Below are 25,865 nucleotides of genomic sequence, written 5' to 3' on the forward strand. Positions count from 1 at the left end.
GGCCGTAATATGATTCTTTCGGGAAAAGAAATAAAGAAAAAGTTAGGAAAAGAGATAGTAATCGAACCTTTTAGTGAAAATCAACTTAATCCTAATAGTTATAATTTGAGGCTACATAATGAATTACTTGTTTATGATGAACCAATTTTGGATATGAAAAAGGAAAATAAGGTTAAAAAACTTTTTATACCAGAAGAGGGATTAGTTTTGGAAACAGGAAAATTGTATCTTGGTAGAACAGTAGAGTTCACAGGAACAAATAAATATGTACCAATGCTAGAAGGTAGGTCTTCTATTGGCAGATTAGGATTATTCATTCATGTAACAGCGGGATTTGGGGATGTTGGTTTTCATGGGTTTTGGACATTAGAAATATTCTGTGTTCAACCAATAAAAATATATCCTGGCGTTGAAATTTGTCAAATATATTATCATAGTATTGAGGGCGAATATGATGAATATTGCAGTGGAAAGTATCAAAATAATGAGGGTGTTCAACCAAGCTTACTGTATAAAGATTTTGAAAGTTAAATAACTATAATTTGTAATAGTATTATTTTGTTTCACAGTAATATATTATTGCATATGAAAGGAAGGTATAATTTAATATGGATGATGTTGAAAGTATACTTAATTATTATAAGGATGAATTAAAATGGAATCCGCCTTTTGCTGACATACTCTCTAAATATTCCTCAGAGGGATTGAAAGGTTATTTGGTAATGCGTGAATCCGTTCAAAATGGTCATTTGCCTAAAAAGACAAGCGAATTAATTTTTACAATATTAGATAGTTTAGATAATGAAATAAGTGGTGCAAAAGCACATGCCGTTACTGCAATAGAAGCAGGTTTAACTATGGAAGAGTTAGTAGAAGCGTTTGTAATTGTAACTATTGTAAAAGGTATTAATGTGTTATGTAAAACAGGCGTTGAAGTTATAAAAGCAGCAGAGAAAAGATTTGAAGAAATAAAATTAACCAAGGAGAATCAACAATAAATCTTCTGTATACGACATATAAAAGGGAGCAATATTAATGGATATGGAAATGAAACATAAAAAAATTATAGCAATTGTTAAGGAGAAATTAACTTGTTCTGCTCATAATTTAGACCATATATTTAGGGTGTACAATCTTTGTCTGTTGATTTCAAAAGATGAAAAAAATGTTGATCTAGAGGTTCTTATTCCAGCAGCATTGTTGCATGACATTGCAAGAGTTGAAGAGAGTGAAGATAAAACAGGAAAAATTGACCATGCTGTTTTGGGCAGTGAAATTGCAGAGGGGATATTGAGGAACTTGGAATATGAAGAAGAAAAGATAGAGAAGATAAAACACTGCATTATAGCACATAGATTTAGAACTGGAAATGAGCCTAATACGGTAGAAGCAAAAATACTTTTCGATTCAGATAAACTTGATGTTATTGGGGCAAGTGGAATTGCACGTACTTTTATGTTAGCAGGACAATTTGGACAAAGATTAACAATTGGTGAACCACTTGATAACTATTTAAATACCAATACTGTTGAAAATGGGAGGATAAAAGATGTTTCAAAACATACACCTTTTATTGAATATGAAGTAAAGTTTAAAAAAATTCCTGATAAATTATATACAAAAAAAGCAAAGGAAATAGGGAAAAGAAGACTTGAATTCATGAAAGAATATTTTAATAGATTAAAGTTAGAGATAGAAGGGATTAGATAAAAGTAATTCAATAAAGGAGATAAAAGGATGAAATGCAAAATAAAAAGCATATTTATAAACTATGAAATAATAGGAAATGGAAAACCAATTATTATGTTGCATGGTTATAATGTAGACCACAGGTTAATGGCAGGATGTATGGAACCTGTATTTAGCACTGAAAATGGTTATAAAAGGATATATATTGACTTGCCAGGCATGGGCAAATCAGAGAGTGCTGAATGGATTATTGACTCTGATATTATGCTTGATATTGTAATTAGTTTCATTGATAAGATTATTCCAAATGAAAATTTTTTACTTGCTGGTGAGTCATATGGGGGATATTTGGCAAGAGGGGTAATCTATAGAATGGCAGATAGAGTTGATGGTGTTTTATTGATTTGCCCAGTTATAGTAGCAGATTATAATAAACGCAATGTTCCGGAGCATATTGTTTTGCTTAAAGATAGTAAGTTGTTAGCTAAACTGACACCAGAAGTGGCTGAAGGCTTTAATTCTAGTGTAGTGGTTCAAAGTGAAAAAATATATGAGAGATGTGAAAATGAAATAATATCCGGAGCTAAAATAGCTGATAAGGTATTTTTGAAAACTCTTAAAAAAGATGGATATGTATTCACATTAGATGTAGATAAGTTAAATAATAAATTTGATAAACCTTCTCTTATATTGTTAGGAAAACAAGATAATTGTGTTGGATATAAAGATTCATGGAATATATTAGACAATTTTCCAAGAGCGACTTTCGCTATACTGGATAGAGCGGGACATAGTTTGCAAATAGAACAAGAAGAATTATTTAATTCATTAGTGAAGGAATGGCTTGTAAGGGTTAATCAGTTATGAAGTAAATACAATATGTAAAGGAGAGAATATCATGAGGGTTTTAATTGCACCTATGTCAGCAATGGCTGAAACAAGTGGTCCTTTTTCAAGGGCAGTTGCTTTATGTCGTAAATTAATTGAGAGAGATCATGAAGTTGCATTTTGCGCAGCAGAAGATGTAAACTACAAAACTATAAAAAACATAAAAAACTATTATGCACCTATTCCATCACCGCTCGGAATGCCTATGTTTATTGGGAAAAGAATACTTAAAATAGCACAGTTACTTGGGGTCCAACAGAAGAAAGAGGTTAACAGTTATGAACAGGTGCTACACTTTGTTGGAGCAATCACTTATAAGCATTTTTCAGAAGATGTGTTTTATATAAGAAAGGCAATACAAGACTTTAAACCAGATGTAGTATATGCTGAATTTAGAATTTCTGCAATTGTTGCTGCAAAGCTCGAAAATATTAAAGTTGTTACAGGTTTTAGTTATCCTGTTCAGAAGTCTTTTGCCTCTAACCCTGAATATAGTACTGGTGTTAAAAGATTTATACAGGAAAGTAAACTACCATCAATCGAGTCGGTGCTTGATATATTTAATTGGGCTGATTTAAAAGTAGTTCCCAGTTCCTATGAATTAGAACCTATTGATGATAAAAATATAGTTTATGTGGGTCCATTCTTTGTACCTAATTCAAAAATTGTAGAGTCTCATAGGAGCAAAATCATAGCATATATGGGCAATGGAACAATTTCTCCAAAGACAGTTATATACAATTTGACAAAAGCATTTGAACAAACTAAATTTCAAATATATATTGCAACAGAACAAGTAAAGCCTTACAAGAAGAATAATATTAATGTTGACAAAAGATTTGACTTTAGTGAACTTATGCCAGAAGCCATAGCCTACATAAATCATGGGGGGCAAAATAGTATTATGACCGGTTTAATATATGGTGTTCCTCAAATTATATGTGCAGGCAATGTATTTGAAAGGAGGTATAATGCATCTTCAATAGTTCATTTAGGTGCAGGAGTTTCATTGGAATCAAGTGATTTTAATGCCAAAACAATTAAGAAGATAGTTAAGGAGTTAAACATAAAACCTATCTATGCTAATAATTCTAAAAAATCAGGAGAACGGTTATTAAATCTTGGAGGGGTAAATAAAGTAGTACAGGTTTTAGAAGATTTAATATATTAAATTTAGTAGAAAGTAGGGATATTATGAAATATGAATGGCGAAAGCAAGAGAAAAATTTATACTTACCAAAGGACAAACCAAATTTAATAACGGTTCCGAAGCAAAAGTTTTTTATGTTAAGGGGACAAGGAAATCCTAATGATGAGGAGTACTCTGAGAAAATAGGTGTTTTGTATTCTTTAGCTTATGCTATTAGAATGATGCCCAAACAAGGGTATATTCCAGCTGGATATTTTGAATATACTGTTTACCCACTTGAGGCGACATGGGATTTGACTCAGAAAGGAAGACAATTTAAAGAATTGAATAAAGATGAATTAGTGTATACAATTATGATTAGACAGCCTGATTTTGTTACACAAGAAATAGTAAATTTAGCATTTGAAAATGTTAGAAAGAAAAAAACTAATTCTTTTTTAGATGATGTAACTTTTGAAACTATAGAAGATGGATTATCTGTTCAAATGATTCATATTGGCTCATATGATGATGAACCTAAAAGTTTTGAGTTAATGGATAAATATTGTATGGATAATAATCTACGGATTTTATCACATGTGCATCATAAAGAAATATATCTTTCTGATTCAAGGAAAATTGAAAAATCCAAATTAAAAACAGTTTTAAGATATATGGTTTGTTATAATAATGTGGATAATATTTAGTTGAAAATTTGTGTTATTGAAAAGCTACGACTTGATTGGTATAAGTAAAAAATGTGATGATCCACTCCAACTGTATTACCATATATATGGATACAGCAAATGCACGGACTTCTGATAGAATTAAGGATTTAGTTTCCTTAGCTCTATTTTTTTTACATTATTAAGAAACTGAGCAAAAGGATAAATACTTAATGATAAACATATAATTTTTATAAAATGAGAAGCCTATTTGGAAAATATGGTATAATAAGCAAAAGATTTAATGACATAAATCTTTTCTTATGAGCTATGCGCCGCCGCATTTATGAATTACTAAAAAATCATTCACAATTAAATGTTATTATTTTGAAAAGTAGTGGAGGTATAAAGAAATTTATAGGTGAGCTAATAATAAAATAGACGGAATATTCATAAAATAATTTACAGTTTTGAAATCGTAAAGAAAAAATATTTTATAGGGATTAAAGGGGAGTAGTTATTATGTTAATCAAACTTGAAAGATTTAGAAGTGAGGAAATTATGCAATTAGTGTCATGGGTTCCTAATAAAGAGTTCTTACTTCAATGGGGAGGGCCATTATATAATTTTGAATTTATGGGGAAACAGTTTCTTAATGATATAAATGAGATGATAGGTGAGAATCCTAAAAATTTAATGTTTAGTTGTAAACTACTTGAAAGTAATGAGATGGTTGGTCATATACAGTTACTTGGTATAGATAGAGTAAATATGTCTGCTCGAGTAGGTAGGGTTCTTGTAGGTGATAAAAAATATAGAAGCAAAGGAATTGGTTTGGAAATGGTAAATGTAATTTTGGACATTGCATTTAATAAATTAAATTTACATAGGGTAGATTTGGGTGTATTCGATTTTAATGAATCTGCAATTGCTTGCTATAAAAAAGCAGGATTTATTATTGAAGGGAATTTTAGAGAATGTAGAAAAATAGATGGAAAGTACTGGTCATTGATTAACATGAGTATTCTCGAGGATGAATATAGAAGTAATAAAAACACTATTTAGTGTTAATGAATAAACTTAGTATTAGGTAGAATATTGGTGTTTTATCATCCAACAAATAATATACATTATTCAATAAATCATTGGGGAGGAATCACGTGATAAAATTAGAAAGTGAAAGATTAAATTTATTACCCTTACAGGCAAAACACCTCTCTTTAGCTGTAGATAACTATGGGGAAATGCAGAGTGAGTTGGGATTAAGCGTTTCTAATACAATACTTGATGATGAAATGAAGTATGCAATGAAAGTAAGATTGCAAAAGGTGAGTGAAGATAATAAAAACTATTTATGGTTAACAAATTGGGCGATCGTTCTTAAAGAAGAAAATAGGATAATAGGATTTATAATGATTAAAGGATGTCCTAATGAAAATGGTGAAGTAATAGTTGGATATGGTATTGAAGAGATGTACAGAAAAAGGGGTTAGGCTACGGAAGCATTACAAGGTTTAAAAAAATGGATTTTCGAAAATACAAAGGCTATATATATAATTGCAGATACAGAAAAGGATAATATAGAATCACATAAAGTATTAAAAAATGTGGGTGCTATTAAATATAAGAAGGATGACGAATTAATATGGTGGAAAATTGAAAATAAATAAAATATTTTAGGAGGATATACATGGATGAAATAACCAAATTAAAGGCCGGTGATTCGATAGGTATTTTCTCGCCATCAGCACCTATAACATATTCATGTCCTAATAGATTTGATAAAGCCAAGAAATATTTACAAAGCAAAGGCTTTAAGCTGATAGAGGGGAGTTTAACAGGTAAATATGATTTTTATAGGTCGGGAAGTATTATGCAAAGAGCAGAGGAATTAAATAGTTTAATTAGAAATCCAGAAGTGAAATGTATCATGGCAACAATTGGTGGGATGAATTCAAATTCAATTCTTCCTTATATAGATTACGCTGAGTTTAAGATACATACTAAGATAATAATAGGATATTCTGATGTTACAGCAATTCTTCTTGCTATATATGCACAAACAGGAATAAGTACATATTATGGACCTGCATTAGTGGCATCATTTGGAGAATTTGCACCATTTGTTGATCTTACTTATAAATATTTCAAAGAAATCACTATGGATAAAATGAGTTTTCCTTATGTCTTTCAAACTCCAGAATACTGGACAGATGAATACGTTAATTGGGAAATACAAGATAGAAGCAAAGAAAAAAGAGAAAACTCTTGGATTACAATTTATGGGGGAAATGTACGAGGCAGGGTAATGGGTGGCAACTTAAATACAATTCAAGGGATATGGGGCAGCAAATATATGCCTGAAATAAAGGATGGAGATATACTTTTTATAGAAGACTCTTTAAAAGATGTTGCAACGATAGAAAGAAGTTTTTCTTTTCTAAAATTAAATGGTGTATTTGATAAAATTTCTGGAATTATACTTGGGAAACATGAATTATTTGATGATATGAAGACAGGTAGAAAACCATATGAAATTTTAGTAGAAGTATTAGGAGATAAGAAGTTACCATTTGTTGCCGATTTTGATTGTTGTCATACGCACCCAATGATGACGCTACCAATAGGATGTGAAATTGAACTTGATGCTACAAATAAGAGAGTAAGCATCATAAAAGATTGGTTTAATTAGAAATATAGTATAGAAATGTGATAACTGCTCAAGGAACAGCATTTATCGATTTTGGAATTGAAATATGTGATTGATATAAAATAACATGAATGAGGGAGGAAAATCATACTATGATTATGTACAATACGGATAAAAAAGTTGATTATGATAAATTGAAAAATTTATTTAATGAGGTAGGCTGGAATGATAAGACTGAGGATAATAATAGATTATTACTTATGGTAGAAAATTCTCAAATAGTAGTTACTGCATGGGATGAGGGGAGAATGGTAGGATTTGCCAGGTGTACAACAGATTATGTGTTTAATGGACAAATAAATAATGTAGTGGTTGATTCTAAATATAGAAAAAAAGGTATTGGTAAAAATTTAATAAACATAATATTTAATAGTAGTAAACAAGTCACATACATGTTAAGGGGAAGCATTAGTAATGAGGGATTTTATAGAAGTTTAGGTTTTGAGGATGGGCCAATATCCTTAATTTATAAACGGAAAAGTTAAGATGAAATATAAATATTTATATAATATTGGCCACATATGGAAAATTGGAAGGATGATAGAGAGATGAAAGAAAACTTGCAACTTAATGCAGATAGATTTATGGGATTTGCTGATGTTTATAATAATGCAAGACCTAAATGTCCAGAGAAAGTTAAGGATATAATACTCAAATATTTAAATCATGCCCCAACTCTTGTGGTTGATTTGGGATGTGGTACAGGGCTTTCTACAAGAATTTGGAGTGAGGTAAGTAATAAAGTAATTGGGATAGAACCAAGTACTGACATGATTAAATTGGCAAGAGAAAAATCAGAGGGTTTTAATAATATATTATTTAATTCTGCGTTTTCAGATAATACTCAATTAAACAATAGCTGTGCAGATATTATCACATGTTCGCAATCATTTCACTGGATGAATCCAGAAAATACCTTGAATGAAGTATCGAGAATTTTAAAGAAAGGTGGTATATTTGCAGTCTACGATAATGACTGGCCACCTGTATGTAATTGGGAAGCAGAACTTGAATATAATAAGCTTTTTGATAAAGTAAGAGAATTTGAATTATCACATCCAGATATTAAAGAAAGTTTTAAGAGATGGGACAAAGACAAGCATCTTTCAAATATAAAAAATAGTGGTAATTTCAGATATGTAAGAGAAATAGTATTTTCTAACTCTGAGATTTGTAATGCACAAAGATTTATTTCAATTGCTTTAAGCCAAGGAGGAGTACAGGCTATTATGAAAGCCAATATAGATGAAATTAATCCTCTTTTGATTTCTTTTAAAGAGCGAATTATTGATATCTTTGGCAGCAGTGAATTTAATATAGATTTTTGCTATCGGATGCGTATTGGTGTTAAGTAGATTGTTAGAAATTGATTGTTTTGCACAATAGTATTTTTGTGAAAGCAAAGGTTAATTACAAATAAATTAGTTGTTAGGGGTAAGTACTTTTAGAGAAAGGGGATAAACAAATATGGAAACATTAGTGACTAATAGATTGATACTAAGGGAATGGAAAGAAAGTGATAGCACTGATTTATATGAGTATGCTAAAAGTGAATTAGTAGGTCCAAGTGCTGGCTGGCCACCTCATAAGAATGAGGAGGAAAGTAAAGGAATAATAAGAATGTTCATTGAAAATAATGAAACATATGCTGTAGTTCTAAAATCAGAAAACAAAGTAATTGGTGGTATAGGACTTCATAATAGAAAACCTGATGATAGTCTTTCAGACTTGAAACAAAAGGAAATAGGATATGTTCTTAATCCTAAATACTGGGGAAATGGGTTTATTCCAGAGGCTGTAAATTATTTAATAAAATATGGATTTAATGAACTAAATTTAGATTTAATTTGGTGTGGACATTTTGACTTTAATTCTAAGTCTAAAAGGGTAATTGAAAAATGTGGATTTAAATATAGATTTCAAAAAACTGAGAAGTTAAAACTATTAGATAATAAAGAAGTTACCACTTTATACTATAATATCTTCAAATCCGAGTATACTGACTGATTATCAAAAAAATGGATCGTTTTTATACAAAATTTATTAAGTCAATGTAAAAACTAAAAGTGGAGGTATTGCGTATGAAAGTATTAGAGTCAGAAAGGTTACTTTTAAAACCCTTATCGTTTAATGAACTATTGCATATTAAGGAAAATGATATTAATAATATTGAACATATCATTGATGTTGAAGCAATATCCGATTCTGTTAAATTAGCAATAAAAAAGAAACTAGAGAAGATGAAAAATATTAGTGAAGATACTCAAAGCTGGTATACATACTGGCTAATAATTAATAAGGAAAATCAAATAGGAGTAGGTTTTATTGGATTTAAAGGGTTACTAATTGAAAATGGTTATTTAGAAGTTGGATACAGTATTTCACCTAATTATAGAAGGCAGAGACTTATGACGGAAGCCTTGGAAACATTAATAAGATGGGCTCATGGATTTCGAGAATGCAGAGGAATAATTGCCAAAGTTTCAAAAGGAAATATAGGGTCCACTAAAATATTAAATAATTGCAATTTTAGAGTAAATAGTTCAACCGAGCAAGAGAACAATTATATTCTTAATTTCAGAAGAGTGAAATAATTTATGATTGTTAATAATAGCTTGTATTAATTTAATGATTTAATTTAATTATTATATCGGTGAGTAAGAGAAGCTATGAAATAGCTTAGGAGGCAAAGTGATGAAAGAAAAAATCCAACAGATATGTGATGATTTCAGTAAAAAACATAATTTTTCTGGTACTTGCCTTGTGAAACAGGGGGATGATGTGATTTTTTCTCATGCGTATGGGTTGGCACATAGGGGGTTTAACATTCCTAATAGACTTAATACTATGTTTGATACGGCATCCATCACCAAAGTTTTTACTGCAACGGCCATTTTGATCTTGATAGAAAAAGGGTTGTTACATTTTGATGATAAAATTACAAGTATTATTGATTTAAAAGGAACTACAATTCCTAAGGATGTAAATATCTATAATTTGCTTAATCATACTTCTGGAATCGCTGATGATGCAGATGAAGAAGCAGGAGAAACTTACTCTGATTTATTTATTAATAAACCTAATTATTCTATAAGAAATACATGCGATTTTCTTAAGCAATTTGCATATAAACAACCTATATTTAAGGCGGGTACCGATGTTAGATATAATAATTGTGCTTTTGTATTATTGGGTTTAGCGATAGAAAAAATATCTGGACAGGATTATCGAAAATTTGTTACCGACAATATTTTTGTGCCTAGTGGTATGTTAAATACAAAATTTTGTGCTATGGATGAAGTGAATGCAAATATGGCAGAAGGTTATGTTGGGCACTACGCAAAAAATAAAGATCATATTAAATGGAGAAAAAACATTTACTCTTATCCACCTATTGGATCTCCTGATTCTGGAGTTTATACAACAGTACTTGATCTTGATATTTTTATAAGAAACATAAAATCAAATATGATATTAAATTCAGAGTATGTGAATATGTTATTTTCACCTCATTGTAAATTTGCCAAGCCCTTTAATTGCGGTGAATCTTCAGTTAATGCAACCTTAAGAAAAGGATATGCATTTGAGTTCGTAGAAATTAATGGTAATGTATTTTGTATGCGTAAAGAGGGTTTGAACGATGGTGTAGGTGCAATGCTTTCATATTATTCAGAGATTGATGCAACTATTATAATTTTGAGCAATCAAACTATGTGCAATGGAGAGTGTGATGTTTGGGAGATGCATAGGAAAATTCAAACTATAATAAGTGCTTAATATAATAAGCATTATTAATTTTATACACGCCAATGAAATTTGAAATTTAAATGGTAAATTCAATCTTAATATTATCTAATATCATATAGGAGGAATCACCAATGAATTATATGATAAACAAAATAAAAACAACAAACGTAAGTGTTTTAATATATGCTTTTATAACAGTTTTCCTTTGGGCATCTGCATTTGTATTTACGAAGGTAGCCCTAGTAAGCTTTACACCAGAAGCATTAGGCTCAGTAAGGTATTTATTTGCAAGTATTTTGTTACTAGTTTTTGCGTTTATAAAAAAAATCTCACTGCCAAAGATAAAAGATGTACCTATGTTCTTTTTATCAGGTTTAGTGGGGTTTGCTTTATATGTATATGCATTTAATGAAGGATCGGTAAGTGTAAGCGCAGCTACAGCAAGTATTTTAATCAGTACTGCACCAATTATAACAGCTATTCTTGCAGTAATATTTTATAAAGAAAAAATTAATAAGGTATGTTGGTTTGCACTAGTAATAGAGTTTTTAGGGATAATTATCATTGCTCTAAATGGAGGAGTATTCTCTATTAGTAAGGGAATTGAATGGATACTTATTGCAGCACTTTGCCTTGCAATATATAACATAATACAACGTAAAATTTTAAAAAAATACACTCCGCTTGAAGCAACTACGTATAGTATATTTGCAGGGACTATATTACTTACTGTGTTTTTAAAAGACGGTTTGATGCAATTATCTAATGCACCTGTGTTACAAATTGTGAATGTTATTTATCTAGGAGTTTTCCCAGGTGCAATTGCTTATTTATTTTGGGTAATGGCTATATCCAAAGCAAAAAAAGTCACTACTGTTACGAATTTTATGTTTATTACACCGCTATTATCTACAATCATGGGTTTAATAGTAATAAGAGAAGTTCCATCATTTATAACCATAGTTGGTGGTTGTATAATTGTAGGTGCTTCAATTTTGTTCCAAAAACTTAGTCTAAAATGATTAATATAGATAAAAAAGAGGAGAAATCTTCTTTTTTATTTTTTTTGTATTTATAGTTTTAGAGACATGAGAATTATAACCATATAAAGAATGAAAAAGTGTGGACATTTAAAGAGAATGGGAATACAATACAATTAGAAGGTTAGACAGTTATCTAAATATCTAATTAATTATCTAAACCTAAAAAAATATAAGGAGAAATTAATATGTCAATTCTCAATTTACCATTTAAAGCACTTGCAGATCCAACAAGGAGAAAAATTATTTTATTATTGAAAGAGAAGGATTTGACTGCTGGGGAAATAGCAGAACATTTTAATATGACTAAACCAAGTATTTCTCACCATCTTAATGCTTTAAAACAATCTTTGCTAGTAACAGATGAACGTAAGGGACAATATATTTATTATTCTCTTGATACTACAGTGTTTCAAGAAGTAACTAATTGGTTTTTTAACGCAACACATGTTAATGAGGGGGAAAGTGAAAATGAAAAAGATAAGTAATGTTTTAAAAAAAGATAAGGGAATTTTAATACTTATATTTGTAGGTTTTGCACTTGGAGTTTATTTTTATCCATCACTCCCAAGTAGAATACCTATGCATTGGAATTCAAATGGACAAATAAATGGTTATGGGAGTAAATTCTTCGGAGCATTTGGATTAGCTCTGATAAATTTAGGAATGTATTTATTATTTATTATTTTACCTTATATAGATCCTAAAAGAAAAAATTATGAAGCATTTCAGGCAACCTATCAATATTTAAAGTATCTATTAATTATATTTTTTCTTGCAATGGAAGTGTATGCGCTTTTAATAGCCACAGGCACTATTGTTAATAAACCAGATTTCACGCAAATAATGGTTTCATTGTTATTTATTTTATTAGGTAATGTAATGGGGAGATTTAAGTTTAACTATTTTGTGGGAATAAAAACTCCTTGGACTTTAGCAAATGAAGAAGTATGGAGAAAAACTCATAGAATGGCGGGACCAATATGGGTTATAGGAGGAATAGTAAATATATTATTAACTGTTATAGGTGTAACTTTTAATGGAATAGTTTTCATAATCATTTTGGTAGTAATGGTAGTTGTTCCTACTGTATACTCATATATTATTTATCACAAAATTGTTAATCAAAATAAATAAGAATATAAAATTTAAATGGCGCTTATATTATGAGGTTAATTATTTATAAAGTAAAAAGAAAATAATATTTACAATATGAGTATATAGATGTATAATTTAACAAAATAATTTTATATAATAAAGTGATGTTAAGAAGAGTAAACAAGTAACTCTCATCTCCAAGATATACAAGTCTTGGGGTGAGAGTATTTTTATTTTATAGCATTTGCTAAGCGGTAATTTAAGTTTATTAAAAATAAAACAAAGCTAGTGTTAACACTAGCGGATGATGTAAAGAAGATAAAGAATTTAAAAGGAGAATTTATGAAAGATAATAGTCAGCCGCAAAATTCGTTTTTAAATACATTTAACAATACTTCATTTTTATTAACTGAAGGAGCTATTATAGAGAGATTAAAAAGGGAATTCTGTATTCATTTAGATAAGGATATTTTGCCTGCAGGTCTAATATATGATGAAAAAGGCATTGAGGTATTATCTTTAATTTATAAGCAGTATATTGATATCGCTGATTTTTATAATATTCCTATAATGCTTATGACACCTACCAGAAGAGCAACCGTAGAGAGAATTAATCGTTCAATCTATCATGATAAGAGTGTTATAAAGGATTGTGTAGAATTTTTAGAAGATTTGCGAGAAAATTACCCATCTCATAAAAATAAAATCTTTATTGGAGGCTTAATGGGATGTAAGGGTGATGCTTATAATCCTAATGAGGCATTAGAGACGTCTGAAGCATATGAATTCCATAAACTTCAAGCAGAATTGTTTAAACAAACAAATGTAGATTTCTTATTTGCGGGGGTCTTACCCGCAAAATCGGAGGCAATTGGTATAGCAAAAGCAATGGCTGAAACAGGGATACCTTATATTTTGAGTTTTGTAATCAGAAAATCTGGTAGCTTATTAGATGGCACTATAATAAATGATATTATAGTGGAAATTGACAATACTATAACTCCAAAGCCTTTATGTTATATGGTAAATTGCGTACATCCGGTTGTATTACAAGAAGCCCTTTCTAACCCATTAAATAAAACAGCATTAGTGAGAGAACGCCTAATAGGAATCCAAGCAAATACATCTACAGCAAGTCCAGAAGATTTAAATAATAATATTAATCTACAAACTGATGATTTTGATATACTAATTAATTCAATGATTGAACTAAAGGATAATAACAATTTTAAAATATTAGGTGGCTGTTGTGGGACCGATAATAGACATATTGAAGAGTTAGCTAGAAGAGCTACTAAGGATACTAATACGGATATTATTTAATTTGTAAGACTTAATGAGTTGAAACCATAACATTGGACAAATGTATATAAATCAGATGAGTTGGAGCATTTTCAAAAATAATTAGATGTAGGGAGAGTGTTTTTATGAATAATATTGTTAATTTTTATAATGCATATGATGAAGAAAGCAGGGTTTCAACCAATAAAGCAAGAAAAGTAGAGTTCAATGTAACAACAAGTATTTTAAATGAATATATAAGGCATCAGGATAAAATTATAGAATTAGGCGCGGGGACAGGAGTGTATTCTTTTTATTATGCAAATAAGGGAAATGAGGTAGTGGCTACTGATATAACTCCTAAGCATGTAGAAATTATTAAAGAAAAGCTTTCTAAAGTTAGTAACACTATTAAATTACAAGCAGAGGTAGCTAATGCTATAGATTTAAAGCAATATGATTCTGAAAGTTTTGATGTAGTATTATGTCTTGGACCAATGTACCATCTTGTAAATGAAAAGGATAGAGAAGCATGTATTAGTGAGAATTTAAGAATATTAAAAAAGGGAGGAATACTAGCAATTGCATATATAAATAAACACTATGTGCTTAATTCTATTATGTCCCAAGATAAAAATTTTTTAACTCATGGGTTTATTGATAAAATTTTAAGTGGTGGGACTATAGAGGAAGGTGAAAAAGAATGTTTTTGGACAGATGCATTTTTCACCACTCCAACAGACATGGAGTTACTAAGTTCGAAATTTAATACTAAAATTATTGACCATGTAGCAACTGATGGGATAAGTCCATTATTAGGAAAGCTTGTAGATGAAATGAATGATGAAGAATATGAAGCATGGACTTATTATAATTTATGTAGTTGTAGGGAGAAGAGCATTTTAGGAAGTAGCAACCATGCACTGTTAATATGTAGAAAATAGAAAGTAAAAATTTAAGGAGTAAATAATATGGGTGGTTTAAAAAAGGTCCAAGCAGTATTTATAGATAGAGATGGCACAATGGGTGGGGATACGGATGTAACATACCCTGATAAATTTGTTTTATATCCATTTACGCAAAAGGCTATAAAAATGCTAAAGAAGAATGGAATCAGAGTCTTTGCATTTACAAATCAACCAGGTATTTCAGTTGGACAAGCTACAGAAGAAGATTTTATTAATGAATTAACAAAATTTGGGATTGAAAAAGCTTATATATGCCCTCATACCCCAGAACATAACTGTAAATGCAGGAAACCTGAAGCAGGGTTGTTATTAAAAGCAAAAGCTGAATATGGACTTGATCTATCAAGGTGTTTTGTAATTGGTGATAGGTGGAGCGATATTATGGCTGCGAAGAGGGCTAATATGGGGAAAATTCTTGTATTAACTGGAGCTGGTAATGAGACATTAGGGAAAGATAGAGACAGGTGGTCACAAATAGATCCAGACTATGTAGCAAACAATGTATTAGAGGCTGCTCAATGGATTGTAGAGAATAAGGTAGTGGATATATGTTTAACTAAAGCAACATTAGATGATGCAGAAACTATTCATGTCATGCAAATCAAATCATTTATGGATTTACTATCGAAATATCAAGATTTTGAGACCAGTCCTGCAAATGAATCAATAGAAAAAACTGTTATGCGAATAAACCAAGTATTTACAGATTACTATATTATTAAAAGAGATAATATACTTGTTGGTTGCATAAGAATAGTGAAAAAGGATAATAAACTCTATCGTGTTAGTCCTATTTTTATTTTACCAGAATACCAAGGGCTTGGGATCGCACAAAAGAGTTTTAAAATTATTGAGGAAATATATTATGATGCAAAGGCATGGGAATTAGATACTATATTACAAGAGTCACGGAATTGTTATTTGTATGAAAAATTAGGTTATGTGAAAACTGGAAGGATTAAAGTTATAAACAGTAAAATGACATTAGTATTTTATGAAAAGTATATTCAAAGCTAATTTAAGATGTGAGGGAGGTAAAACAATGAAGAAAAAGAGTATGATAATAGTTAGTATTGTAGTAATAGCAGCTGTTTTATTTGGATTAAGTATGGGTATTGCTACCATTAAATGAATAAAGTTTCCGCCTATAAAATAGAGTATCCAAGTAGACTTCGTAAAACCAAATAACCATAGAATAAAAAAGATATGTTATAATTTAACTAAGTTTAACTTTTAAAAAGAGTAAACTAATTTTAAAGATAAGGGGTTACAAGAACAATGAAAATGTTTAAAAATTTTATAAGTTATTATGGGCCATATAAGGCTCTATTCTTTGCAGATATGTTTTGTGCATTAATTTTATCTGCAATAGATTTGGTATTTCCGTTAATAGTAAGGTATTTGTTAAATGATGTTTATGTATTACAAGATGGAAATAAGATAATTAAGTATGTTATATATGTTGGTATAGCTTTATTAATTATGTACATTGTTCGTTACTTTTGTCAGTATTTCATAACCTCATGGGGACATATAATGGGGGCAAAAATGGAAGCAAATATGAGAAAAGATATTTTTGATAATCTTCAAAAGCAATCTTTTTCTTATTATGATGAAGCAAGTACTGGAAAGCTCATGTCAAGAATAGTTACGGACCTTTTTGATATATCAGAGCTTGCACATCATGGACCTGAGGATGTATTCATATCCATATTAAAAATAGTTGGATCTTTTGTTATACTCGCAGGCATAAATTCAAAAATAACATTTATACTTCTTTTATTTACATTAGTAATGTTATATTTCTCATACTTTTATAATAAGAAAATGCGAAATGTTTTTGTGGAAAATAAGGAAAAGATAGCAGGAGTAAATGCACAAATCCAGGATAGCTTAGAAGGTATAAGAGTAGTGAAATCATTTGCTAATGAGGAAATCGAAAATGCTAAATTTACTAAAGGTAATAATGAATATTTAAAGACTAAAGAGGATAGCTATTTTATAATGGGCAGATTTTTTAGTGGTAATACCTTTTTTCAAGGATTGCTTTATCTTAGTGTTATTCTTGCAGGTGGTATATTTATAAGTGACGGTTCATTAAAAGTAACTGACCTTGTAATATACATACTTTATATAAATACGTTCTTAAATCCTATTGACAAGCTTGTAAATTTTACAGAACAGTTTCAAAGAGGGCTTTCAGGATTTCAAAGATTTGTTGAAGTTATAACCACAAAGCCAGAAATAACAGATAGAGAGGATGCAGTTGAATTAGTGAATCCTAAGGGAGAGATATCATTTAACAATGTATCTTTTAGTTATAATAATAGTAGTGATATATTAAGTAATATAGATATAAAAATACAATCGGGTAAGAATATTGCGCTTGTTGGTCCATCGGGTGGTGGTAAAACAACTTTTTCTAGCCTAATACCAAGGTTTTATGAGGTAAATGACGGCTGCATAACAATAGATGGCATTGATATACGAGATATAAAACTTAAATCACTTAGAAAATCTATTGGAATAGTTCAGCAGGATGTTTATTTGTTTGCTGGAAGCATTAGAGAAAATATATTATATGGTAGGCCAGGGGCATTGGAAAATGAAATAATTGAGGCAGCCAAGAAGGCAAATATTCATGAATTTATTATAGGTCTTAAGCATGGTTATGATACTTATACTGGTGAGAGAGGAGTAAAACTTTCTGGTGGACAAAAGCAAAGAATATCTATAGCAAGAGTGTTTTTAAAAAATCCATCAATTTTAATACTTGATGAAGCCACTTCTGCTCTTGATAATGAAAATGAACAATTCATTCAGAAATCATTGGAAGAGCTTATGAAAAATAGAACTACTTTAGTTATTGCTCATAGATTAAGTACAATAAAAAATGCAGATGAGATAGTAGTACTTACTGATGAGGGAATAAACCAAAGAGGAACACATGATGAACTTATAGAGAAAGATGGAGTATATTCTTATCTTTACAACATGCAGTTTAAGTAATATAGTTATAGAAAGTTAAGTGTAAACTATAACAATCTATATAAAAGAAAGCTGAAAGGCTTTTTTTTATTACAATTTAGTAAAAAAACGTATCACTTCTTATTTGAGCGGCATATAAGTAATATAAAAACAAATAAGGAGGGGTACGTGATGGTAGAAATAATTATACAATATGTATTAATAGTGTTTTTAGTAATGGGACTTGCTTATTTAGCTTACTTATTAAAGGATAAAGATAGTAATTTAAAAGATGATTATTTTGGGTTTGCGTCTGTAATACTTGGATCTTTATCTACCAGTGAATCTACACCCGAAAATGCAAAAACAATTCTTAGAATTATTTCACAAGTTGTACAAAATGTAGAAATTAATTATAGAAATAGCGATAATACCCTTAAAGAAGAGAAAGCTATTCAATTGGCGAAAGAGGCTACTAGCTTATTAGGGTTTAAAAAAAATATAGATGGTGAAAGTTTAAGATATTTAATAAGAGTAGCGGCGGCATTATTGCCACCAACTAATAAAGCAATTAAGTAAGGTGGCGGCAAAAATTAAAGTAAACTACGGTATTGGCCGGCATAAAAGTTTTATTTTGCTGGTCAATATTTTTCTATAAAATAGGGTGAAAATAATATAAAAGGATAAAACTATTCTTAAAAATAGAAACTAACGTTCTATTTTTTTATTAAAATCTCTTTACCTTTTGTGAATAAACATATAAAATAGCAAATGTATGATAAAATTTTACTGGAGGATTTTTATGAGTTTTGAAAATGAAGAAATTCAAACATATGATGTAACAGACTTAACTTCTCTAGAAAAGCTAGAGCCTGTAAGGATAAGACCAGGCATGTACATAGGTTCTACAGGTAGCAAAGGCCTACATCATTGTATATGGGAGATATTAGATAACTCTATAGATGAGATAGCTAATGGCTATGGAGATAAAGCTAAAATAATATTAAATGAAGATAAAAGTGTTACTATTGTTGATAATGGTAGGGGTATTCCTACAGGAATACATCCTATAAAAAATAAATCTGGTGTAGAAATGGTGTTTACAGAACTTCACACTGGTGGAAAGTTTAATAATAAAAATTATAAGACTTCTGGTGGACTTCATGGTGTTGGAGCAGCGGTTGTAAATGCATTATCAGAATGGTTGATTGTTGAAATAAAACAAAAGGGAAAAATTTTCTCTCAAAGATTTGAATATTCATTTGACAAGGAGTTAAAAAGAATTATGCCAGGTACACCAGTAAGTAAGCTTGAGGTAATTGGCCAGTCAAAAGAAACAGGTAGTAAAATTACGTTTATGCCTGATAAAAGGGTATTTACAACCCTTGAATTTAACTCGGATTTTATTGATGAGAGACTACAAGAATTGGCCTTTCAAAATAAAGGGATTACGTTAGTGTTTATTGATAATAGAAAAGAAGGAAACGCTATAAAGGAATATCACTCGGATAGAGGATTATTAGATTTTATTGACTATCTAAATGAGAGTAAGACCCTTCTACATAAGGAGCCAATATTTTTCCAAGGTGAAAAAGAAATAAATGGGATACAATTATACGGAGAAGTGTGTATGCAATTTACTGATTCTACTACAGAATACATTGCTAGCTACGTTAACAATATACCGACTACAGAGTCTGGAACTCACGAGACCGGTTTTAAAACTGGGATGACAAGGGCTTTTAAAGATGGAGCTAAGAAACTTAATCTTTTGAAAGAGAAAGACAAGGATAAAGATTTTGAAGGTGACGATTTAAGAGAAGGAATGACTGCAATAGTTAGAATTAAAATAAGTAATCCAATCTTTGAAGGGCAAACTAAAAGCAAGCTAGGAAATAATGAGGCGTACAGCATGATGAATGAGCTTTGTTATGTTAAAATTTTAGAATGGATAGAAGACAACAAAGATATGGCTACTAACATAATAAATAATGCCATTTCTGCAGCATCGAGAAGAGACAAAATAAAAAAAATTAATGATGCGGAAAGAAAAAAGATAGGTAAGGGAGCATCACCTCTTGCAGGTAAAATCGCGGTATGCACATTAAAAAATCCAGAGTTTACAGAATTTATAGTGGTTGAAGGAGATTCAGCTGGTGGAAGTGCTAAGCAAGCTCGTGATAGAAGATTTCAAACTATAATGCCATCCAAGGGTAAAATTATGAATACAGAAAAACAAAAGCTAGAAAATGTATTAGCTAGTGAAGAACTAAAAATATTCAATACTGCAATTGGAACGGGAGTACTCGAAAATTATAGTGAAAAAGAATTAAAATATGGTAAGATAATTATTTTAAGTGATGCAGATGTTGATGGGTACCACATTAGAACATTATGGATGACTTTTATTTATAGATATATGAGACCACTCATTGCGAATGGTCATCTTTATATGGGAATGCCGCCACTTTATAAGGTTTATAAGGCTAGTAAAAATGGAGAAGTGGCTAAGTATGCATATAGTGATGAGCAATTAGAAGAGACTAAAAAAGAAATTGGGAAAGGTGCCCTTATTCAAAGATATAAGGGGCTTGGAGAAATGAACCCTGATCAACTTTGGGAAACTACGCTAAACCCAATTACGAGAACTCTTCAGCAAGTTACTATAGAAGATGCAGCAAAAGCTGAGAAAATGGTTTCACTTCTAATGGGAGATGTGGTTGCACCAAGAAAAAGTTACATGTATAAATATGCAGAGTTCTAACGATTATTTTAAAAGTCGTTAGCATCACATTAGGTGATGATGAACAGCACCGTAGGTGATGATTTAGGAGGAATTTTTAAATGGCAAAAAAAATTGAAATACCAAAAGATAATAATATAATAATGACACCAATAGAAGAAGCGATGCCAGATAATTACCTCCCATATGCTGTTGAGGTTGCTAGGGAACGAGCACTTCCAGACGTGAGAGATGGTTTAAAACCAGTACATAGAAGGATTCTTTATGGCGCATATATGTTAAAAGCATTTCCAGATAAACCTTATTATAAATCAGCAAGAATTGTTGGAGATATTCTTGGTAAATACCATCCACATGGAGATAGCTCTGTTTATGGTGCAATGGTAATACTTGCTCAAGATTTCGCTACAAGGAAACCTTTGATAGATGGGCATGGAAATTGGGGAAGTCAAGATGGGGATAACGCTGCTGCTATGCGTTATACAGAAGCGAGGCTTTCTCCTATTGCGCTTGAAATGATAAGGGATATTGATAAAGGCGTTGTGGAAATGGTAAATAACTATTCTGATACAGAGAAGGAACCATCAGTATTGCCATCGAGATATCCGAATTTGTTAGTTAATGGAACCTTTGGTATTGCAGTAGGGATAGCTACAAACATACCACCTCATAATTTAGGAGAAGTAATTGATGGGTTACTCGCTTATGCTGATAATAATGAAATTACAACAAAACAGCTTATGCAGTATATTAAAGGACCAGATTTACCAACAGGTGGTATTCTTATTGGTAGAAATGCTATAGAATCTGCTTACGAGACTGGAGAGGGCAAAGTAACGTTACGTTCTAAGATGAAAATAGAGGTTTTAGAAAGTGGACGACTAGGTATAGTTATTACGGAATTCCCATATAGGAAGAATAAGGCAAAATTACTCCAATCTATTTCTGATATGACAGCTGAAAAGAAGCATTTGAAAGCACTAGAATCCATTGTAGATATTAGAGATGAATCCGATAGAACTGGACTTAGATCAGTTATTGAATTTAAGAAGTCTACCAATAGGGATATTGCCACAAAGGTGCTTAACTACTTAATGAAGAAAACAGAACTTCAATGTAATGTGCCATTTAACATGGTAGCACTTGCCAATGGAAAACCTCAAACAATGAGTCTTAAAACTATTCTTATGCATTATTTAAATCATCAAAAGGATGTTGTGACTAGAAGGACTCAAATGGAACTTGAGGTCGCAAAAAACAGATTCCACATTATAGAGGGTTTTATTAAGGCTATAGATGTAATGGATGAAATTATTGTAACAATTAGAGGCTCAAAATCTAAAAAAGATGCTGGACAAAATCTCATAGCTAAGTTTGATTTTACGCAGACCCAAGCTGAAGCGATATTAGAACTTATGTTATATAGGCTAACAGGACTAGAACTTAAAATATTTTTAAAGGAATATAAGAAGTTAGAAGGACTAATTAAGGGATACAACAAAATTCTTGGAAGTGAGAAAGAACTTCTTAATGTAATAAGGAAAGAAATTTTAGAAATTAAAGAAAAATATAATGATCCAAGAAGAACTGAAATTATTGAAGATGATAGCGAAGCAAAAATAGAAGTTGAAGATATAATACTAGTTGAAGATATTATGATAACTTTATCTAACGATGGTTATATAAAGAGAGTTCCTATGAAATATTATAATAGGTCTAACGCCAATGTTGAAGGTATTGAGTATAGAGAGGGAGACTTTAATACATATTCAATTGGAACCAATACTAAAGAAACATTAATGATTTTTACTGATATAGGGAACGTTTATCAATTAAGAGGAGATTTAGTTCCGGAATATAAGTGGAAGGAAAAAGGCGAAAGACTGGATACACTTATTCGTGGAATGGATTTAACTAAAGAAAAAATCATTGCTACTTTTTTATTAGGAGATTTATCTGTAAGTAAACAATTTATATTTTTTACAAGCAAAGGAAATATTAAGAAAACATTTTTAGATAAGTTTGTTACAAGTTATTCTAAATTATCTGCTTTAAAACTAAAAGAAAATGATAAACTTATTGATATTAGCTTAATTAAAAAAGACAGACATGAAGCTTTCATAAAGGTAATTACTAAAGAAGGTCTAGAATTTTCTATAGAAGAGCCTAAACTTAAAGCTGTTGATAGAAATGTAATTGGAACTCAGTTATTTAATCTAACTGCTGGTGATGAAGTGGTAAAACTTGAATATACAAATGATTATGATTATAAAGAATTTTATCTTAGCTTAAATGCAAAAGGTGTTATAAAAATATCAAGTAGAAAGACTAATACAGAATTAAGCACATATACTAAATCAACATCTACGTTACTAATATTTACGCAAAATGGGTTAGTCCATAAATTACCTAGCTATATGGTTCAGAATATTAATAAAAAAAGTACATGCATAAATACTCTTCTCGATAATTTTAATACTTACGATAAAATAGCACAGATAATTTCCGTTGATAATTTTAATGAAGAAAAAAGCCTATATTTCTTTTCAAAGAAAGGAATTACAAAACGAACTAAACTTAAAGAATTAGAAGGAGATTTCTATTCTACTTTGGTATATAAACTTAAAACAGAAGAAGATAAATTATTTTTTGTGAAAATTAATGACGATAAGTTAGACAAAGATGTAATAATTGTGACTAAAAAAGCAATGTGCATAAGATTTAATGTAAATACAATTAATTTTATGGGCAAAGGAGCATCAGGGGTAACTGGAATAAGCTTAAAAGAGAGTGATGAAGTTATATTTGTAAATTTGATAGATGCAAAAACCGCGGAAGGATCAAATGACATAAATGATGAGAACTTAAGTTTGACGGTTAGTTCATTTGGTGGTGAAAATAAAACTATAAAACTCAATGATATAAATGTTCAAAATAGAGCAGGTAGAGGGAAAAATTTAACTAGTTCCCTCTTAGATGATTATGTAGAAACTGTTACTTTAAAATAAAAATATAAAAAAGACACAAACTAAAAGTTAAAAAACTTAATTTTAGAGTGCCTTTTTTTTATTGAAAATAAAAAATTTATTAATGAAAAATCCAAGAAGACCTAATATTGTACAACCTATTATCATGGATATATTAAGCCACAGATGATTTAAATGAGCCATACTTCGATGGTGATGCAAAAGATGAATCAAGGGATTCCTACGTGTTAAGTGTACTAAAATAAAGCTATTTAAAATCATACCCAAAAATAGTAAAGATGAATATTGAAAGTAGGCATTTTTTGTTTCATTTTCTTTAAAAGTGTAATTTATATTTAAATAATAACCGCAAATCGAATAAATTAAAAATGCGATGAAGTTAAAAAGAAATAAAAATTTTCCATGAGTTATGCCAGTAGTATATGATAAAATATTTAATACCGCAATATCTATTACGGTGTTGAAAGCACCAACTATAGAATACTTAATAAATTGAGCTAGGGACTGATTTATTTTGTTTTTATTGTTCATATAATATTTTTCTTAAATGAAATTTGTTTAAGAAATTAGTCACCGCCTTTAAAAAGAGATATAATAAAATTATTTGCAATATTAGTAAGCCTACATTAGTGTACAACAAAACAAAATAAAATAAAACAAAAATATTTTAAAAAAAAGAAGCGAAGGTGAGTATATGGAAAAAATAAAGTTAAAAAATGGTATAAAATTACTATATAAAAGGGCTGAAAATAATTTAACTTCTTTTACAATAGGGTTTGATGCGGGTGCAAATAGAGAGAAAAAAGAAAATTTAGGGGTTGCTCACGTGTTAGAGCATATGCTTTTTAAGGGTACAAAAACGCGCAGCGAATATGAAATAAATAAATTATGTGATGAAACTTTTGGGTTTTGTAATGCAATGACTAACTATCCATACGCAGTATATTATGGCACCACATTAGATGAGGATTTTGAAAAAGGATTTGAGATTTACTCGGATATTCTTTTAAATCCTTCTTTTAAAAATGAAGGATTTTGCGAGGAAATAGAAGTGATTTGCGCCGAACTAAAAGAATGGAAGGATGATTCCAATCAATTTTGTGAAGATTCCATGTTTTATAATGGGTTTGAAAAGAGAAGGATTAAAAATCTGATTATAGGTACTGAGGAAAGTGTACGCTCTGTTACCATTAAACAAATTAAGGATTTTTATGAAAAGTATTACACTATAGATAATTGCGTAATAAGTGTGGTATCTTCTTTGAATAGTAGGGAAATTTTAAAAATAGTGGAGAAATATATTGGCAATATGAAGGCTAAATTATCCTCTGAAAAAGGCATTATAGAAGAAACTTTAGAGAACATGTATGAAAATAATAAACCAGGTATCTATTATGAATATAGAGATGATTTGCAAGGTGCTAAAATCCAATATTGTTTTCCAATACATAATTTAACATCCAAAGAAGTTAGTGCGTTAAAACTATTTAACTTAGGTTTTGGAGATGGTACAAGTAGTATTTTGTTTGATGAAGTCAGGACTAAAAGAGGTCTTGTTTATGATATAAGTAGTAAGATTAAAAATGAAATAGGAATAAAACTTTTTACTATATCACTTGGAACTTCAAATGAAAATGTAAAAAAGACTATAGAAATTATTAATTCTGAAATAAAAAAAGTTAAGGAGCTTAAAAACTTTTTTGATAAGGAGTGTTTGCTGAAATTGTGTAAAAGTTACAAACTGCGCAGAATGGTAGCGCTTGAGAAATCTATTCAAACTAGTGTGAGTTTATGCGTATATGAAATTATGTATAAGGATGGTTTTGAGTTATTTTCTGAATTCCAAGTAATGAAAGACATTACAGATTTCGAAATAATGGATGTAGTAAACAAGGTTTTAGTTAATGCTACGGTGCAGGTTCTGATGGCAAATGTGGAAAGTAGGAGATAAAT

The 25,865-nt window shown here is 30.1% G+C and carries 26 protein-coding genes and 1 pseudogene; 26 read left to right on the top strand and 1 reads right to left on the bottom strand.

The genetic code is table 11. The annotated features are described in order from the left end of the window. Positions 1 to 9: 9 nt before the first annotated feature. The 25 genes and pseudogenes from dcd to KPL44_RS04735 all read left to right on the top strand — a co-directional run bounded on the left by dcd (position 10) and on the right by KPL44_RS04735 (position 23,933). The gene (gene dcd, locus KPL44_RS04615; protein ID WP_216247739.1) at positions 10 to 531 is read left to right on the top strand and encodes a dCTP deaminase; all 522 of its coding nucleotides are present in this window, start codon (positions 10 to 12) and stop codon (positions 529 to 531) included. 77 nt (positions 532 to 608) lie between these two features. Further along, positions 609 to 998: a carboxymuconolactone decarboxylase family protein gene (locus tag KPL44_RS04620; RefSeq protein ID WP_216247740.1), complete on the top strand. Its 390-nt coding sequence runs from the start codon at positions 609 to 611 to the stop codon at positions 996 to 998. Between the two features lie 37 nt (positions 999 to 1,035). After that, the gene (locus tag KPL44_RS04625; protein WP_216247741.1) at positions 1,036 to 1,710 is read left to right on the top strand and encodes an HD domain-containing protein; all 675 of its coding nucleotides are present in this window, start codon (positions 1,036 to 1,038) and stop codon (positions 1,708 to 1,710) included. A 27-nt stretch (positions 1,711 to 1,737) separates the two neighbouring features. Continuing rightward, positions 1,738 to 2,556, top strand: coding sequence for an alpha/beta fold hydrolase (locus KPL44_RS04630; RefSeq protein WP_216247742.1), 819 nt, complete (start codon positions 1,738 to 1,740; stop codon positions 2,554 to 2,556). Between the two features lie 31 nt (positions 2,557 to 2,587). After that, positions 2,588 to 3,748 carry a glycosyltransferase gene (locus tag KPL44_RS04635; RefSeq protein ID WP_216247743.1) on the top strand — a complete coding sequence of 387 codons (1,161 nt, stop codon included), beginning with the start codon at positions 2,588 to 2,590 and terminating at the stop codon, positions 3,746 to 3,748. A 23-nt stretch (positions 3,749 to 3,771) separates the two neighbouring features. After that, positions 3,772 to 4,413 (top strand): GyrI-like domain-containing protein, encoded by a 642-nt coding sequence (locus KPL44_RS04640; protein WP_216247744.1) that lies wholly within the window; start codon positions 3,772 to 3,774, stop codon positions 4,411 to 4,413. A 480-nt stretch (positions 4,414 to 4,893) separates the two neighbouring features. Then, positions 4,894 to 5,436, top strand: coding sequence for a GNAT family N-acetyltransferase (locus KPL44_RS04645; protein ID WP_216247745.1), 543 nt, complete (start codon positions 4,894 to 4,896; stop codon positions 5,434 to 5,436). A gap of 95 nt (positions 5,437 to 5,531) precedes the next feature. Next, positions 5,532 to 5,864, top strand: coding sequence for a GNAT family N-acetyltransferase (locus tag KPL44_RS04650; protein ID WP_253201612.1), 333 nt, complete (start codon positions 5,532 to 5,534; stop codon positions 5,862 to 5,864). A gap of 12 nt (positions 5,865 to 5,876) precedes the next feature. Continuing rightward, positions 5,877 to 6,041 (top strand): annotated as a pseudogene (locus KPL44_RS25705) (GNAT family N-acetyltransferase); the annotation flags it as partial. A 20-nt stretch (positions 6,042 to 6,061) separates the two neighbouring features. Beyond that, positions 6,062 to 7,063, top strand: coding sequence for a S66 family peptidase (locus KPL44_RS04655; RefSeq protein ID WP_216247746.1), 1,002 nt, complete (start codon positions 6,062 to 6,064; stop codon positions 7,061 to 7,063). Positions 7,064 to 7,173: 110 nt separating this feature from the next. Next, positions 7,174 to 7,566, top strand: a complete 393-nt coding sequence (locus KPL44_RS04660; RefSeq protein WP_216247747.1) for a GNAT family N-acetyltransferase — start codon at positions 7,174 to 7,176, stop codon at positions 7,564 to 7,566. A gap of 36 nt (positions 7,567 to 7,602) precedes the next feature. Next, positions 7,603 to 8,436 (top strand): class I SAM-dependent methyltransferase, encoded by an 834-nt coding sequence (locus tag KPL44_RS04665; protein ID WP_253201613.1) that lies wholly within the window; start codon positions 7,603 to 7,605, stop codon positions 8,434 to 8,436. Between the two features lie 112 nt (positions 8,437 to 8,548). Beyond that, positions 8,549 to 9,088: a GNAT family N-acetyltransferase gene (locus tag KPL44_RS04670; protein ID WP_216247748.1), complete on the top strand. Its 540-nt coding sequence runs from the start codon at positions 8,549 to 8,551 to the stop codon at positions 9,086 to 9,088. A gap of 74 nt (positions 9,089 to 9,162) precedes the next feature. Further along, the gene (locus KPL44_RS04675) at positions 9,163 to 9,675 is read left to right on the top strand and encodes a GNAT family N-acetyltransferase (RefSeq protein WP_253201614.1); all 513 of its coding nucleotides are present in this window, start codon (positions 9,163 to 9,165) and stop codon (positions 9,673 to 9,675) included. Positions 9,676 to 9,775: 100 nt separating this feature from the next. Next, complete coding sequence (locus KPL44_RS04680; protein ID WP_216247750.1) at positions 9,776 to 10,858, top strand: serine hydrolase domain-containing protein; 1,083 nt, start codon at positions 9,776 to 9,778, stop codon at positions 10,856 to 10,858. 101 nt (positions 10,859 to 10,959) lie between these two features. After that, positions 10,960 to 11,850: a DMT family transporter gene (locus KPL44_RS04685; RefSeq protein ID WP_253201615.1), complete on the top strand. Its 891-nt coding sequence runs from the start codon at positions 10,960 to 10,962 to the stop codon at positions 11,848 to 11,850. A gap of 206 nt (positions 11,851 to 12,056) precedes the next feature. Beyond that, on the top strand, positions 12,057 to 12,356 hold the full coding sequence (locus tag KPL44_RS04690) for an autorepressor SdpR family transcription factor (protein ID WP_216107283.1): 300 nt from the start codon (positions 12,057 to 12,059) through the stop codon (positions 12,354 to 12,356). Continuing rightward, the gene (locus tag KPL44_RS04695; RefSeq protein WP_216247751.1) at positions 12,340 to 13,005 is read left to right on the top strand and encodes an SdpI family protein; all 666 of its coding nucleotides are present in this window, start codon (positions 12,340 to 12,342) and stop codon (positions 13,003 to 13,005) included. The genes KPL44_RS04690 and KPL44_RS04695 overlap by 17 nt, the downstream gene beginning before the upstream one ends. A 303-nt stretch (positions 13,006 to 13,308) precedes the next feature. Then, a complete protein-coding gene (locus tag KPL44_RS04700; RefSeq protein ID WP_216247752.1) occupies positions 13,309 to 14,289 on the top strand; it encodes a homocysteine S-methyltransferase family protein in 981 nt (326 codons plus the stop codon). 104 nt (positions 14,290 to 14,393) lie between these two features. After that, a complete protein-coding gene (locus tag KPL44_RS04705; RefSeq protein WP_216247753.1) occupies positions 14,394 to 15,191 on the top strand; it encodes a class I SAM-dependent methyltransferase in 798 nt (265 codons plus the stop codon). Positions 15,192 to 15,218: 27 nt separating this feature from the next. Further along, on the top strand, positions 15,219 to 16,232 hold the full coding sequence (locus tag KPL44_RS26180) for an HAD-IIIA family hydrolase (protein ID WP_407934990.1): 1,014 nt from the start codon (positions 15,219 to 15,221) through the stop codon (positions 16,230 to 16,232). 261 nt (positions 16,233 to 16,493) lie between these two features. Then, the gene (locus KPL44_RS04720) at positions 16,494 to 18,224 is read left to right on the top strand and encodes an ABC transporter ATP-binding protein (RefSeq protein WP_216247754.1); all 1,731 of its coding nucleotides are present in this window, start codon (positions 16,494 to 16,496) and stop codon (positions 18,222 to 18,224) included. Between the two features lie 150 nt (positions 18,225 to 18,374). Then, complete coding sequence (locus KPL44_RS04725) at positions 18,375 to 18,761, top strand: hypothetical protein (protein ID WP_216247755.1); 387 nt, start codon at positions 18,375 to 18,377, stop codon at positions 18,759 to 18,761. Between the two features lie 223 nt (positions 18,762 to 18,984). Next, positions 18,985 to 20,946 (top strand): DNA gyrase/topoisomerase IV subunit B, encoded by a 1,962-nt coding sequence (locus KPL44_RS04730; protein ID WP_216247756.1) that lies wholly within the window; start codon positions 18,985 to 18,987, stop codon positions 20,944 to 20,946. Positions 20,947 to 21,026: 80 nt separating this feature from the next. After that, positions 21,027 to 23,933 carry a DNA topoisomerase IV subunit A gene (locus tag KPL44_RS04735; protein WP_216247757.1) on the top strand — a complete coding sequence of 969 codons (2,907 nt, stop codon included), beginning with the start codon at positions 21,027 to 21,029 and terminating at the stop codon, positions 23,931 to 23,933. 42 nt (positions 23,934 to 23,975) lie between these two features. Here the strand turns inward: KPL44_RS04735 and KPL44_RS26005 are convergent, their stop codons facing one another. After that, positions 23,976 to 24,443 carry a GtrA family protein gene (locus KPL44_RS26005; RefSeq protein WP_216247758.1) on the bottom strand — a complete coding sequence of 156 codons (468 nt, stop codon included), beginning with the start codon at positions 24,441 to 24,443 and terminating at the stop codon, positions 23,976 to 23,978. A gap of 163 nt (positions 24,444 to 24,606) precedes the next feature. Between KPL44_RS26005 and KPL44_RS04745 the strand changes: the two genes are divergently transcribed. Continuing rightward, positions 24,607 to 25,863, top strand: coding sequence for a M16 family metallopeptidase (locus KPL44_RS04745; RefSeq protein ID WP_216247759.1), 1,257 nt, complete (start codon positions 24,607 to 24,609; stop codon positions 25,861 to 25,863). Positions 25,864 to 25,865 lie beyond the last annotated feature (2 nt).

Source organism: Clostridium sp. DSM 17811, assembly GCF_018861905.1.
In the GTDB taxonomy this organism is placed as follows: Bacteria; Bacillota; Clostridia; order Clostridiales; family Clostridiaceae; genus Clostridium_AD; species Clostridium_AD frigoriphilum.